The sequence below is a fragment of the Clostridium nitrophenolicum genome, assembly GCF_055391695.1.
Genome location: NZ_AP042469.1, coordinates 2,833,141 through 2,848,565, shown reverse-complemented (window position 1 = coordinate 2,848,565; position 15,425 = coordinate 2,833,141). Strand labels below are relative to the sequence as shown.

Genomic DNA, 15,425 nt, shown 5'->3' with positions numbered 1-15,425 from the left:
TTAAAAAGTGTAATTTAACGGGAATTTGTTATAAATATATTTTTAGCATCTTGTTTACGTATTGCTAAATCAAATCCTCTTAAGTTTATAATCAAAGGATCTCCAAAAGGTGCAACAGTCTTTAATGCAACCTCTGTTCCTTCTATACATCCTAAAGCAAGAAGTCTCTTAGCCAGTTTTTCATCTCCACTTATATTTTCAATTAAAGCTTTTTGTCCAGGTCTTAAATCACAAATACTCATTTCTACCACCTCGTAATGAAAATCATTATCATTTATTATAGGTTAATAATATCATCTTTAGAATCCTATGTCAATAATAACTAAAATATATGTTTAAGTTTTTATAAAATTATATTTTTTAAGACAAAATTTAATTTTTATTAAAAAATATTTTAAATAAATAGTTAGAAATTGAAGATATAAGGTACAGATAATGGTATAATATATGCTGCAGTATATAAACTTATATAGAAGAGGGATACAATGATTTTTAAAAATACAGTATATAAAAATGGAGATTATATATATAAAAGTTCAGAAAAAAGATTTGCTAATAGAGCAGAATTTTATGCAGACATATATTATCCTGCGGTAAACAATAGAAGTATTTATGAACAATATAAATTTGAAGGACCAATTATGAGAACTATAAATCTATCAAAAACTGGCATATTAATTGAAAGTAAGATAGCTTTACAAATAGGTGATTTTATTAATTTTACTCTAAAGATAGAAGATAATCCATCTTTCTGGTGCCTTACAGAAGTGAAAAGAATTATCATTAAAGAATCCTTTTATTATATAGGCTGTGAGTTTATTTCATTAGATATGAATCAGATTAACATCATAGAAAGATATGTAGATAGTCATTAAAGTGTACTCATATTTATGATAGTAGTAACTCTTAAGTTAACTAGCAAATAATGTTGACATTGAATTTTTATGCTGTTATAATGATTAAAACAAAATAAAATACATAATCTAACTTATCAAGAGTGGTGGAGGGACTGGCCCTATGAAGCCCAGCAACCGGTGTTACTTTTTTGTAATACAACGGTGCTAATTCCTGCAGCGAAGGCTGGGAGATGAGAGGAATCTACGAATTTTAAGCTCGAGGTTTTCCTCGGGCTTTTATTTTTTTATACATTAATACTTTTATGAAATAATCATTGTTTAAAGGAGGAAAAGTAGTGATAAAAATTAATGTAGTTAGCAAAAGTTTTTCTGAAAAAATGGTATTAAAAGATGTAACTTTAAATATAGAAGAGGGGGAGATATTTGGAATTATAGGTCATAGTGGTGCAGGTAAATCAACGCTGCTAAGATGTCTAAATGGATTAGAGTCCTATGATACTGGAAGTATACAAGTAATGGATAAGGAAGTTAAGGAACTTGCAGAAAAAGAGCTTAGAGTTTTTAGAAAAAATTTAGGCATGATTTTTCAAAGTTTCAACTTATTAAATAGAAAAAGTGTCTTTGACAATGTGGCACTTCCATTAGAAGTTTGGGGTGTGGACAAAGTTGAGATAAGAAATAGAGTAGAGAGATTATTAAACTTAGTTGGGCTTGAAGACAAAATGAACAATATGCCCAGGGAGTTGAGTGGTGGACAGAAACAAAGAGTAGCAATAGCAAGAGCCCTAGCTCTAAATCCTAAAATTTTACTTTGCGATGAAGCAACTTCAGCTCTTGACCCAAGCACGACAAAATCTATTCTACAACTTTTAAAGACTATAAATGAAAAGTTAAATATTACAATAGTCATCGTAACTCACCAAATGGAAGTAATAAAGGAAGTATGTAGTAAAATTGCAATTATGGATGCTGGTGAAGTAAAAACTGTAGGAGATGTAGAAGATTTATTTTTAAGACCAGATACCAACTTAAAAAAATTACTAGGCGAAGATAAAACTCTTACTCTTTCAGGACTAAACATAAGAATATTCTTTCCAAAAGAGATCAGTGAGCAAAGTATAATAACATCTATGGCAAGAACTCTAAATATAGATTTTTCAATAATATGGGGGAAATTAGAAAGGTTTAGAGATGATATACTTGGAAGCTTAGTAATAAATATTGATGAAAATGATAAGACGAAGATCTGCGACTACTTAAATTCAAAATCTATAAATTGGGAGGTAGAATAAATGTTATTTAATGAAATATTATTTCCTGCTTTGGCAGAAACTTTATATATGGTCTGTGTTTCTACTGTATTTGCAGTGGTTTTAGGATTTATACCTGCAGTATTGTTAATTTTAACACAAGATGGAGGTTTAAAACCAAATAAAGTAATTCATAAAGTGCTTGATGTAGTTATAAATTTATTAAGATCATTTCCATTTATAATATTAATGATTGCAATATTTCCTTTTACAAAATTTATTGTAGGTAAAACAATTGGTACCACAGCAGCCATAGTTCCATTAACAATTGCTGCAGCTCCTTTTGCAGCTAGAGTCATAGAATCTGCATTGAAAGAAGTTGATCCTGGCGTAATAGAAGCGGCAAAATCTTTTGGAACCAGTAATTTTCAGATAATATTTAAGGTTATGCTTAAGGAAGCAATGCCATCTATAATACTTGGAATAACATTAACTGTAATAAGTGTAGTAGGTTATTCAGCTATGGCTGGATCTATCGGTGGCGGCGGATTAGGTGACGTTGCCGTAAAATATGGTTATTATAGATTTAAGACAGATGTTATGATTTATACTGTAATAATGCTTATATTTTTGGTTCAAGCTTTTCAAAGCTTAGGAAATATGCTCTATAAAAAACTTATAAAATAGAAGAAAACTTACATTAAGTAATATATCGGTAGTTACTGTATAAAATAAGCCTCAGATAGAATAATAATTTTATCTGAGGCTCATTTTAGGCAAAGTTTTAATTGAAAAAATTTATAGTTGGAATAATCTATTTTTAGGTGTAACATTATACTATGTTAGCATATATTGATTTTAATAATATTATATATGGTTATTTTCGAGGAGGTTAAAGTCCTAAATGGACTTTAATGGGTGATTTGCTAGGTAAAAGTTCTAAATGAACTTTTACGGGTAACTTGTGAGCGGAAGCGAAAATGTTAAGTTACCCAGTACCCGAAGGGAAACAAGCAAATTACCCAGTGTTCCGACTAAAAGGAGGAAAACATGAATATAGCAGCTTTTTTTGATATTGATGGTACTTTGTATAGAGAAGGATTAATTGCTGAAGTTTTTAAAAAACTTGTAAAGTATGAGGTAATACCTTCAGACAGATGGTATAAAGAAGTAAAGCCTGAGTATGAAAAATGGGATAAACGACAAGGAAACTATGATAATTATTTATTAAAGATGGCAGATATATATATAGAAGCAATAAAAGGTCTTCACAAATCACAAATAGAATTCATAGCACGAAATGTGGTATCTCAGAAAGGAGATAGGGTTTATACATTCACTAGAGATAGAATAAAATGGCATAAAGAAAGAGGTCATAAAGTTATAACCGTTTCTGGAAGCCCTGTAGAACTTGTTAGGGAAATGGCCATAAAACACGGTTTTGATGATTACAAGGGAGCAATATACTTGATGGATAAAGATGAAGTATATACTGGTGAGGTTCTTCCAATGTGGGATAGTGAAAGTAAGCAAAAAGCTATTAATGAGTTAATAAAAAAATATAATATCGATATATCTCAAAGTTATGCATACGGAGACACAGCAGGAGATTTTTCAATGATGCAGATGGTTAAATATCCTGTATGCGTAAATCCTACGCGAGAAATTTTAAAGAAGGTTTTAAATGATGAAGAAATTAAGAAAAGAGTACAAATTATAGTTGAAAGAAAAGATGTAGTATATAATCTTAATGCAGATTGCATTGACATATTCTAATTTAAAGTATATTATATGTAATTTTATATGAAAAAGTGATATAATATAACAACATAGCAATTTGCACAATTAATTTAGAAAAGAGTGGTATAGTGATAGAAAGACATAATAGCATAGAGGTTGAAAAACTAACTGAAGAAAATTCTTTAGTAATAAATGGAGATAGTCATTTATACAAGGATGCCATTTTTTTTGACCTAGAGCATTATATTTATAAAAAACCAATTTGTGTAGGTGTTTTTGGTTGTTGTTATTATGATGAGCAAAAGCAAAAGTTAGAAGTAACTCAATATATGATAGAAAATAAAGTGGATGTAAAAAGCATATTATTTCTTGCAAAGGACTATTTTAATCTAATGAGAACTAAATATAATAAAAAATACATTGTCACTTTTTCAGGTAATAACGATTTTACAGTAATTAATTATCTATTCCAAAAATACAACGTTGACTTGGCTATTGAAGAAGAATTTACCCAAATTGATCTGCAAAAACAATATGAAAAAGAAAATAATACCTCTATAGGATTAAAGTCTTTAGAAAGACAATTTAATATCTTTAGAGATACAGAAGTAATAAGTGGATCTAATCTAGCTAAGACTTTTAGTAAAATTATAAAAGATAATGACTATATAATTAGAATGCCTGAAGAGAAAAAAGAAAAAATTCTCTTGTATAACGAGCAGGACGTTGTAAGCTTATTTCATATATATACTAATTGGAATAATACTTTCAACACTGAACTAGTGGCAATTAAAGAATAGTCATAAACTATATACGATTAATTTTGTATGGAGATAAGGGGTTTGATTGAATTGTTTAAACCAATAAAAAGTACAAAGGTTTATGAGCAAGTAATAGAGCAAATTAAAAGTATGATTGTAGATGGCAATCTTAAAAAAGGGGATAAATTACCTTCTGAAAGGGAGTTAGTTGAACACCTTCAAGTGAGTAGAACTTCTATAAGAGAAGCCTTGAGAGCACTTCAAATTATAGGATTAATAGAATGTAGACAGGGCGAAGGTAATTATATACGAAATAATGTAGAAAATAGCTTGTTTGAACCTTTATCAATAATGTTTATGCTTCAGGAAAGTACTCCTGCTGAAATTATAGAAATTAGAAAAATCCTTGAAGTTGAAACTGCGGCACTTGCTGCTCAAAGAATCTCAAATGAGGAACTAGATGATATAGAAATATTAATAAAAGCATTTAAAGGTTCTAATAATGAAATCGACAATGTTAAAATAGATAAAAAGTTTCACTACGAAATAGCACAAGCTTCTAGAAATTTTTTGATTGTTAACATTTTAAATGCCATATCTTCTCTAATGGATTCATTTATAAAAGAAGCAAGAAAAAGAATACTTGTTGATGAAAATAATAGAGAGGTATTGTCTAAGCAGCATGAGGATATATATGAAGCTCTTAGAGCTCATAATTCAAAAAAAGCGGCAGAAGCCATGAAAAAGCATTTGGATTTTGCAAATGAATATTATAAAGATTTCTAAATCTTTTAAAAGGATATCAGTTTTTTAATAATAAGCTGATATCCTTTTGTTTAAGGCATATGAAAGAAAATACCTAGTCAGTATGCTAGTCTATTCTCTTTCATATGCCTAATTGTAATTTATATAGGACATTTTTCTACACAAATATTTTTTAATAATTCAAAATACTTGTTATTTTGATAACAATTATAGAAATATAATAAATAATATGATATTATAGCATTAGTGGTCATACCATAATACCACGATTTTTTCCAAGGCGAATTCAATTAGAGATACAGTATCAAAAATAAGTTTTATCCCTTTAATAATCTGAAGCTTTAATTATTTAGTTAATAGTAATTTTAACATACCTGTTAATTTAATAACCTCACTTAATGGCTTCAGAGAATTTTTAAAAGTTTTTCTAAAATTTTTTACTATAAATGATTAAATATCAATATTGTTAGTATAACGTTTACAGAAATCTCCCCAATTTTCGAGAGGGTGTTAATGAAATAACTATTATAGAAATAGTGTGAATATTATGCTAAAATCGAATCAATTAATGGTCATACCATATTACCTATTTCTATTGGGGGGATAAAAATGAATATTTACTTACTATTTTTCATTGCATTAATACCGATAGTTTGGCTCATGATTTCACTAGGAGTATTAAAGACACCAGGTCATAAAGCAACACCAGTAACTTTAGGAATAACCCTGCTACTAGCAATTACAGTATGGAAAATGCCTGCAGTAGATGCTATAAGAGCAGGAGTAGAAGGCGCTGCTAATGCCCTTTGGCCTATAATTATAGTTATAATTGCAGCAGTATTTATCTACAACTTATCTCTATATACAAAAAGTATGGATTTGATAAAAAGAATGATGACTGGTATTACAACTGACCAGCGAATCTTAGTTCTTATACTTGCATGGGGATTTGGTGGATTCCTTGAAGCCATTGCAGGTTTCGGAACAGCCGTTGCAATTCCTGCTAGTATTATGGCTGCACTTGGATTCGATCCTATATTTGCTGCAATCATATGTTTAATAGCAAATACAACACCAACAGCCTTCGGTGCTATAGGACTTCCAGTATCAACCCTTGCTAAACTTACAAATTTGGATCCAAGCATGCTAAGTTATGCAGTAGGCTTACAGCTATCATTGCTAATTATTATTGTACCAGTAGTGTTAGTAATGCTTACCGGCAAAAGTGTTAAAGCAATTAAAGGAGTTTGGGGAATATCCTTAGTATCTGGATTATCCTTCGCTATACCAGAAGTATTAGCTGCTAAATACATGGGAGCTGAACTTCCAGCGATACTTGGCTCTGTAGTATGTTTAGCTGTAACTATAGGTTGGGCTAAGATCTTTCATAAGGATAAAGCAGCCAAAGATATTGACCAAATATCCTTTAAAGAAGGATTTATGGCGTGGATTCCATTTATACTAGTGTTTGTAGTTATAATATTTACAAGTTCACTGTTCCCAGGAATAAGTAAAAATTTATCTAAAATAAGTACTTCAGTTAAAATCTATCACTCATATACCTTCCTTTGGATTAACAATCCTGGATCATTAATTATTATAGCGGGAATTGTTGGAGGATTAATTCAAGGTGCTAAATTTAGTGAAATATTAAAAATCCTTGGAAAAACAGCCAAGCAGATGACTAAATCAGCTATTACGATAGTAGCAATAGTGTCACTGGCAAAAGTTATGAGTTACAGTGGAATGATTAAATCTATAGCAGTAGTTTTAGTTGCAGTTACAGGACATGCGTATCCAGTAATATCGCCTATAATAGGAGCTCTCGGAACTTTTATAACTGGTAGTGATACTTCCGCTAATATATTGTTTGGACCGCTTCAGGTGGAAGCAGCTAAGTCTTTAGGCTTGAACCCTTATTGGCTAGCAGCAGCAAATACAGGTGGAGCTACAGCAGGTAAAATGATATCACCTCAAAGTATTGCAGTTGCTACAGCAGCTACAGGTCTTACAGGTGCGGAGGGTAAAATATTGAATGCAACACTTAAATTCTGCATAATATATGTAATCGTTTTAGGAATTATAGCATATTTTGCAGGGCCTATATTGGGATTTTAACATTTAAGAGATAATAAATTTAACTTAATTAATATTATGTAAATTCGTTCATCGTAATAAGGAGGTAAATCATATGGCAAAAATCAAAATACCTTATCATAAACAAATGTGGAAAATAGAAGTTAATGATAAAAATTTGGTTGGAATTTTAGAGTCAAAGGCAGAGAAATATAAAACAGAACTAACCCAGCAGCAAATTGTAGAAAATGCTTTAGACAATCCTATAGGCAGTTCTAAGCTTGAGGATCTAGTTAGAGACAAAAATAACATTGTTATTATAACTAGTGACCATACAAGACCAGTACCAAGCAAAGTAACAATGCCTATAATGCTCAGAAGAATAAGAGAAGTTAACCCTAATATTGATATAAAAATACTCATAGCAACGGGATTTCATAGAGGAACTACAAAAGAAGAGCTTATAAATAAATTTGGCGAGGAAATAGTAGAAAAAGAACAAATTATAATACACGATTCAACGGACAATAACAGCTTAGTAAAGATAGGAATTTTACCTTCAGGTGGAGATCTTATAATAAATAAACTAGCAGTAGAAACAGAATTGCTCATTGCAGAAGGGTTTATCGAAGCTCACTTCTTTGCAGGATTCTCTGGTGGTAGAAAAAGTGTATTGCCTGGCATTGCATCAGCAAAAACCGTAATGGCAAACCACTGCTCAGAATTTATAGCAAGTCCATATGCTAGAACAGGAATACTTGAGAATAATCCTATTCACAGAGATATGCTATATGCAGCAGAAAAAGCAAAGCTTGCATTTATATTAAATGTAGTAATAGATAGCGAAAAGAAAGTAATAAATGCTTTTGCTGGACATAGAGAACGTGCACATGAACAAGGATGCAATTTTGTATTAGAACTTTCAAAAATAGATAAGGTTGATGCAGACATAGTAGTTTCAACTAACGGCGGATATCCGCTGGATCAAAATATTTACCAAGCAGTTAAAGGAATGACAGCTGCTGAGGCTACTTGTAAAGAAGGCGGAGTAATTATTATGGTTGCTGCCTGTAATGATGGACATGGAGGGCAATCTTTCTACGATAATTTAGCGGATGCAAAATCACCAGCAGAATTATTAGATAGAATAGCTAAAGTGCCAAGAAACGAAACGGTACCAGATCAATGGGAGTTTCAGATTCTAGCTAGAATGCTTAATAAGTATACAGTTATAATGGTTACGGATATGTGTGATCCGGTAATGATAAGGAACATGCATATGGAACATGCTTTCTCCTTTGAAGAAGCACTAAATAAGGCCTATAATTTAAAAGGTAATGATGCAAAAGTAGCTGTAATACCTGATGGTGTATCAGTTATAGTTAGATAACTATGAAAACTTTAATATAAGTTTATGGAGGTATAAAAATGGATATATTAGTATGTATTAAACAAGTGCCAGGAACTACAAAAGTAGAAGTGGACCCAGCGACAGGAGTATTGAAAAGAGATGGAGTAGATTCAAAGATGAATCCATATGACTTATATGCTCTGGAAACAGCACTAAGAATAAGAGAACAAGTTGGTGGAACTGTAAAAGTAATAAGTATGGGACCACCTCAAGCTGCAGAAGTTATAAAAGAAGCATATATGATGGGTGCGGATGAAGGTGTTCTTCTTTCAGACAGAAAATTTGCAGGAGCAGATGTTCTAGCTACATCATATACTATCTCTCAAGGTGTAAAACAGATGGGCAATATAGATTTAATACTTTGCGGAAAACAAACTACAGATGGTGACACAGCTCAAGTAGGCCCAGAAATGGCAGAATACCTTGGAATACCACACATAGCAAATGTATTAAAAATAGAGAAATTAAATACTGATTCATTAATAGTAGAAATGGATATGCCAAATACAATAGAAGTAGCAGAAGTAAAGTTTCCTTGCTTACTAACAGTAGAAAAAGATATATTTCAGCCAAGATTACCATCATACAGAAAGAAACTAGCTACAAAAGATAGAGAAGTAAAAATGCTTAGTTTAAAGGATTTTGAAGATCAAAATGAAAAGATGTATGGATTAAATGGATCTCCAACACAAGTCGAAAGAATATTTCCACCAGCAGTAAACACAGATAAAGAAATGTGGAATGGAGGCGGAGAGGAACTTGCAGATAAGTTAACTGCAAAGCTTAAAGAACTAAAGTTTATATAGTATAATCAGTAATAATATTTTCAAACTGGACTGACGTCTAGCCACATAAATCAAATTAAAATATTAATAATTAACCATAGTACAAGTTGGGAGGAATAAAAGTGGGTAAATTAATAGTAAATGCGGAGAAGTTAACTCCTTCAATTATAGAAGATTTAGTAAAAGTATGTCCCTTTGGTGCAATTGAAGAAAAGGACGGAAAGATAGAAGTAAATGCCGGATGTAAGATGTGTAAGCTATGTGTTAAAAAGGGTCCAGCAGGAGTGATGGAATTTGTAGAAGAGGAGATCCCTCAAATAGACAAAAGCCTTTGGAAGGGTGTAGCAGTATATGTTGACCACGTGGAAGGTGACATTCACCCTGTAACTTATGAATTAATTGGAAAGGGAAGAGAATTAGCATCAAAAGTAAACTATCCAGTATATGCAGTATTTGTTGGACATGATATTAAAGATAAGGCGCAGGAACTTCTACATTATGGAGTAGATGAAGTATTTGTATATGATTATGAAGAGTTAAAAGATTTCAGAATAGAACCATATACTGCAGCAATGGAGAATTTTATAAACAAAGTAAAACCATCTACATTACTAGTGGGAGCAACAACAGTAGGGAGATCCCTTGCACCAAGAGTAGCTGCAAGATTTAAGACAGGACTTACCGCTGACTGTACAATACTTGATATGAAAGAAAATACTGATTTAGTACAAATAAGACCAGCCTTTGGCGGTAATATTATGGCACAAATTATAAACCCAAATAACAGACCACAACTTGCTACAGTGAGATATAAGGTTATGGATGCCCCAGAAAGATCAGCAGAAGCATCCGGAAAAATAACTGTTGCAGAGATGGACAAATCAAAGCTTGCTTCAAATATAAGTGTATTAAAAATAACAAATAAAGAATTAGAATCAAGCATATCTGAAGCTGATGTAATAGTTGCAGCAGGAAGAGGAGTAAAATCAGAAAAAGATTTAGAAATGATAAAAGAACTTGCTGATTTACTTGGAGCTCAAATAGCAGTAACAAGGCCTCTAATTGAAGCAGGATATGCAGATGCCAAAAAACAAATAGGGTTGAGCGGTAGAACAGTAAAGCCAAAACTAATAATAACCTGCGGGATATCTGGAGCAGTTCAATTTGCTGCCGGTATGAATAATTCAGATTGTATAGTCGCTATAAACAAAGATCCTAAAGCTTCTATATTCAATGTAGCTCACTATGGGATAGTAGGGGATTTATATGAAGTAGTGCCAAGGCTCATAAATAACATTAAAGAAGGAAGAGGTCTAATCTAGTTGATCTATGATAAATCATAATATACGAGTTAGCAAGTATTAGAATAAAAATAAATTCATAATGATAGAAAAGATTTGGAGGTAAGCAAAATGGCATGTAATTGTGCGAACCAATATAAAAAGCTTGATGAAAAGGATATAAAATTTCTAATTGAACTATTAGGTGAAGATAGGGTATTCATAGGTGAAAATATAAATGAAGATTTTAGCCACGATGAATTAGGTGGAATTAGCAAGATGCCGGATACTGTAGTAGAAGTACAGAATACAGAAGAAGTTTCAAAAATAATGACTTATGCTTATGAAAATAATCTTCCAGTGGTTGCAAGAGGCTCAGGTACCGGATTAGTTGGAGCTTCTGTTCCACTTCATGGCGGAATAATGATAAACTTAACTAAAATGAACAATATACTTGAAATCGATGAAGAAAATCTAACTTTAACAGTTGAACCGGGCGTTTTACTAATGGAAATAGGTAAATATGTAGAAGAGCATGATTTATTCTATCCACCAGATCCAGGTGAAAAATCTGCTACAATAGGTGGAAATATTAACACTAATGCAGGTGGTATGAGAGCGGTTAAATATGGAGTTACAAGGGATTACGTAAGAGGGCTTGAAGTAGTTCTTCCAAATGGAAAGGTAATCGAAGTTGGCGGCAAAGTAGTTAAAAACAGTTCCGGCTACAGCATAAAAGATTTAATATGCGGTTCAGAAGGTACATTAGGAATAGTAACAAAAGCTATACTAAAGCTATTACCACTTCCTAAGAAAGCAATAAGTTTATTGATACCATTCCCTAACCTTGAAAAAGCAATAAATACAGTACCAAAGATTATTAAATCAAAATCAATACCAACAGCTATAGAATTTATGCAAAGAGAAGTTATATTAGCTGCTGAAGAATTCCTCGGAAAGAAATTTCCGGATAATTCCTCTGACGCATACCTACTATTAACTTTTGACGGAAATAGCAAAGAAGACATAGAAAGAGATTATGACAGAGTTGCTCAAATCTGTTTAGAAGAAGGAGCTTTAGACGTTTATATAACAGATACAGATGAAAGAAAAGAAGCGGTATGGTCAGCAAGAGGAGCATTCCTTGAAGCTGTTAAAGCTACAACAACAGAAATGGACGAATGTGACGTTGTTGTTCCAAGAAACAGAGTAGCGGAATTTGTTAAATACACAGATGAACTTCAAGAACAGTTTAATATAAGAATAAGAAGCTTTGGTCACGCTGGAGATGGTAATCTACATGTATATGTTCTAAGAGATGAATTATCACAAGAAGAATGGGAAAAGAAACTTAGCGAAGTCTTTGAATGTATGTATAAAAAGTCTGTTGAACTTAACGGATTAGTATCAGGAGAGCATGGAATAGGATATGCTAAGAGACCATATTTATTTGAGCAATACGGTGATGATTATATGGAGCTCATGAGAAACATTAAACTGGCCTTCGATCCTAAAAATATATTAAACCCAGGTAAAGTGTGTCAATAATATACTCGCCTTATATAGATAAAGAACTCGGAACCTTTAAGATCTGAGTTCTTTATTATTTCTTTACTAAGGATGAAGCATTCCTTGGATATTCTTTGGAATAGAACCTTTAGGGAGCTTTCCATCTACTTCTAAATAGTAGTGTCTTATAGGTTTTAAGTCATTGTCTAATTCATAAACTAGAGGAATTCCTGTAGGAATGTTCAAATTTGAAATTCCGTCACCAGGAATGTCATCTAAATATCTAACTAATGCCCTTAGAGTATTCCCATGAGCAGATATAATGATATTTTTACCGGATTTAATTTGTGGTGCAATAGTACTATGCCAATACTGCATTACTCTTTCTTCCGTGTCGTTAAGATTCTCTGTAAGTGGAATTTCAGAGTCCTTTAATGCTCTATACTTACTTTCAAATCCAGCATACCTTTTATCCCCCTTATCTAAAGGAGGAGGGCTCACATACACAAATCTTCTCCACCTATGTACTTGTTCTTCTCCGTATTTTTCAGCAGTTTCTTTTTTATCAAGGCCTTGAAGTGCACCATAATGCCTCTCATTTAACTGCCAGCACTTATATACCGGTATCCACATTAGATCCATTTCATCAAGTAAAATCCATAAGGTCCTAATCGCTCTTTTTAATACAGAAGTATATGCTATATCAAAGGTAAATCCATTTTCAACTAATATCTTTCCAGCTCTTCTTGCTTCTTTTAGTCCATCTTCTGTTAAATCTACATCTGTCCACCCAGTAAACCTATTTTCCTTATTCCATATACTTTGACCGTGCCTTAGTAAAACTAGTTTTATCATAATTACACCTTCCTTATCAGTATGTACTAAAGATTGTATTTATTTAGCATGAAAAAAGTAGTATAATATTATTTTGTTACAAGTTTAGAAGACCTATTACTTAGTTTTTTAATTTTTAACAGTATTATACATAGTATAATTATCAGTTATAATTACTTAAATATATGGTTTATAAGAATAACATAAAAAATAATTACAGGTGAGTTAAATGAAAAAAATAATATTAGCAGAAAAGCCTTCGGTAGCTAGAAATATTGCAGAAGCGCTTAAGTGTAAGATGAAAAAAGATGGATATATAGAAGGGGAGAATTATATAATAACATGGGCTTTTGGTCACTTGCTAACACTTTACGATTGTAAGGATTATGATCCTAAGTTAGCATTATGGAGCTTTGAAAATTTTCCTTATATACCAGAAGAATTCAAATATAAAATAAAAAATGATGGCAAAAACAAAAATGTAATAGACCCTGGTGCAAAAAAACAACTTGAAATAATAAGAAGCCTTGTTAATAGACAGGATGTTACAGATATAGTATCAGCTACAGACTTTGATAGGGAAGGGGAACTTATAGCACTTCTTATATTCGACTATCTAAAAGTTAATAAACCTATACATAGAATATTAATTAACGAGTGGACACCAGCTGAAATCAATAAGGGGCTAAATAATCTTAAAGAAAATTCGGAAATGAAACCATTACAGGATGCCGGAGTAAGTAGACAGCTGGCAGATTGGGTTATAGGAATTAACTTTACTTCTATTGCTACAATGAAATATACAAGAGGAAAAGGCAATCTTTTAAACATTGGAAGAGTATTAATGCCCACTCTTAAGATGATATATGATAGAGAGATGCAAATAAAAAATTTCAAGGTGGAAGAATTTTTTGAGTTAAATGCAACCTTCAAAGGTGAAGCGGGAACATATAAAGGCAAGTTCTTTCATGGTAAAAAGGATAAGTTTCCTAACAAGCAAAGTGTAGAAAGACTTAAAGATGAAATACAGGGGAAAGACGGTATTATAAAAGAAAAAACAGTAGAAGTAAAAAAGGAGAATGCACCTAGTTTATTTAACCTAAGTAATTTGCAGGGATATGTAACAAGCAAGTACAAAGGTTTCACTGCAGATAAAGTATTAAAAGTAGCACAGAGCTTATATGAAAAGAAACATATCACGTATCCAAGAACAGAAAGTACAGCGCTAGAAGAAAGCATAAAAGATAAAGCTAAAAATGTATTAGAAACATTAAAAAAAGATTTGCCTTTTAAAGACGAAATAGTATTCAATACTTCTAAGAAGGTATTTAACAATGAAAAAGTAGAAAGCCATAGTGCTATTATACCAACTTATATTATTCCTAAAAATTTAACAGAAGACGAAAGAATCGTATATAATTCAATAAAAAACAGATTCATATCTCAATTTATGCCTTCAGCAGAATACGAGAATACAGAGATAATAACTAGTGTGCAAGGAGACAATTATGAAAGGCTATTCTCAACTAAAGGAAAAATACTGAGGGTTAAGGGATGGCTTAAACTGTATGATGAAGATAAAAAAGATGAGTTGCTACCTCCAGTTAATAAAAACGATGTAGTTAAGATGATAGAAATTAAGGTAGTGTCAAAAAAAAGTAAGCCGCCTGCACATCATACAGAAAAAACTCTTTTAAAAGCCATGGAAACCTGCGGAAAGAATTCTAATAGCAGTGATGAGGATGATAACGAAGAAGATTCCTCCATACTTTATGGATACTCTATAGGGACTGCAGCCACAAGAGCGGAAACTATAAACAAGTTAAAGTATGCTGATTATATAACTACAAAAGGAAAATCATTATTAATTACAGAGAAGGGGATAAAGCTTATTGAAAACTTCCCTTTAAAGGAATTAATGGATACGGATTATACGGGCAGATTAGAGAAGAAATTATATGATGTTGAAAAAGGAACTTTTAATAAAAGGGATTTTTTAAATGAGATATTTACCTTTACCAAAGAAGGGGTAGTTAAAATAAAAAGAAGTAGAGTTGAATTGATATGTGATACAAGGCCGAATGTTAATGAAAGTAAAAAGTAATAAGATTACAGCTTATAAACAGGATTCTTGACTTCGGGTAGAGTTTTAAACTC

The 15,425-nt window shown here is 31.8% G+C and carries 14 protein-coding genes and 1 riboswitch; of the genes, 12 read left to right on the top strand and 2 right to left on the bottom strand.

Annotated features, from left to right (window positions below; translation table 11 throughout):
• Positions 1-14 precede the first annotated feature (14 nt).
• Complete coding sequence (locus tag ACZ5N4_RS13450; protein ID WP_178907587.1) at positions 15-242, bottom strand: FeoA family protein; 228 nt, start codon at positions 240-242, stop codon at positions 15-17.
• 243 nt (positions 243-485) lie between these two features.
• Here ACZ5N4_RS13450 and ACZ5N4_RS13445 point away from each other — a divergent pair, with 243 nt between their 5' ends.
• The 11 genes from ACZ5N4_RS13445 (at position 486) to ACZ5N4_RS13395 (ending at position 12,473) form a co-directional block, all read left to right on the top strand.
• Positions 486-875: a PilZ domain-containing protein gene (locus tag ACZ5N4_RS13445; protein ID WP_464210705.1), complete on the top strand. Its 390-nt coding sequence runs from the start codon at positions 486-488 to the stop codon at positions 873-875.
• Positions 876-985: 110 nt separating this feature from the next.
• Positions 986-1,094, top strand: a riboswitch (SAM riboswitch).
• Between the two features lie 98 nt (positions 1,095-1,192).
• Positions 1,193-2,149: a methionine ABC transporter ATP-binding protein gene (locus ACZ5N4_RS13440; RefSeq protein ID WP_464210703.1), complete on the top strand. Its 957-nt coding sequence runs from the start codon at positions 1,193-1,195 to the stop codon at positions 2,147-2,149.
• Entirely contained in the window at positions 2,150-2,794 is a 645-nt protein-coding gene (locus ACZ5N4_RS13435; protein ID WP_464210701.1) for a methionine ABC transporter permease, read from the top strand. It begins immediately after the preceding gene.
• Positions 2,795-3,157: 363 nt separating this feature from the next.
• On the top strand, positions 3,158-3,883 hold the full coding sequence (locus ACZ5N4_RS13430; RefSeq protein WP_464210699.1) for an HAD-IB family hydrolase: 726 nt from the start codon (positions 3,158-3,160) through the stop codon (positions 3,881-3,883).
• A 113-nt stretch (positions 3,884-3,996) separates the two neighbouring features.
• On the top strand, positions 3,997-4,647 hold the full coding sequence (locus ACZ5N4_RS13425; protein ID WP_464210939.1) for a ribonuclease H-like domain-containing protein: 651 nt from the start codon (positions 3,997-3,999) through the stop codon (positions 4,645-4,647).
• 51 nt (positions 4,648-4,698) lie between these two features.
• On the top strand, positions 4,699-5,394 hold the full coding sequence (locus ACZ5N4_RS13420) for a FadR/GntR family transcriptional regulator (RefSeq protein ID WP_464210937.1): 696 nt from the start codon (positions 4,699-4,701) through the stop codon (positions 5,392-5,394).
• A gap of 588 nt (positions 5,395-5,982) precedes the next feature.
• Complete coding sequence (locus tag ACZ5N4_RS13415; protein ID WP_464210698.1) at positions 5,983-7,491, top strand: L-lactate permease; 1,509 nt, start codon at positions 5,983-5,985, stop codon at positions 7,489-7,491.
• 73 nt (positions 7,492-7,564) lie between these two features.
• On the top strand, positions 7,565-8,839 hold the full coding sequence (gene larA, locus ACZ5N4_RS13410) for a nickel-dependent lactate racemase (protein ID WP_464210696.1): 1,275 nt from the start codon (positions 7,565-7,567) through the stop codon (positions 8,837-8,839).
• Positions 8,840-8,877: 38 nt separating this feature from the next.
• Entirely contained in the window at positions 8,878-9,666 is a 789-nt protein-coding gene (locus ACZ5N4_RS13405; protein ID WP_464210694.1) for an electron transfer flavoprotein subunit beta/FixA family protein, read from the top strand.
• 101 nt (positions 9,667-9,767) lie between these two features.
• Positions 9,768-10,967: an electron transfer flavoprotein subunit alpha gene (locus ACZ5N4_RS13400; protein ID WP_464210692.1), complete on the top strand. Its 1,200-nt coding sequence runs from the start codon at positions 9,768-9,770 to the stop codon at positions 10,965-10,967.
• A 90-nt stretch (positions 10,968-11,057) separates the two neighbouring features.
• On the top strand, positions 11,058-12,473 hold the full coding sequence (locus tag ACZ5N4_RS13395) for an FAD-binding oxidoreductase (RefSeq protein ID WP_464210690.1): 1,416 nt from the start codon (positions 11,058-11,060) through the stop codon (positions 12,471-12,473).
• 66 nt (positions 12,474-12,539) lie between these two features.
• Here ACZ5N4_RS13395 and gpmA read toward each other — a convergent pair whose 3' ends face one another.
• Positions 12,540-13,289, bottom strand: a complete 750-nt coding sequence (gene gpmA, locus ACZ5N4_RS13390) for a 2,3-diphosphoglycerate-dependent phosphoglycerate mutase (RefSeq protein ID WP_464210688.1) — start codon at positions 13,287-13,289, stop codon at positions 12,540-12,542.
• 208 nt (positions 13,290-13,497) lie between these two features.
• Here gpmA and ACZ5N4_RS13385 point away from each other — a divergent pair, with 208 nt between their 5' ends.
• Entirely contained in the window at positions 13,498-15,372 is a 1,875-nt protein-coding gene (locus ACZ5N4_RS13385) for a type IA DNA topoisomerase (RefSeq protein WP_464210686.1), read from the top strand.
• Positions 15,373-15,425 lie beyond the last annotated feature (53 nt).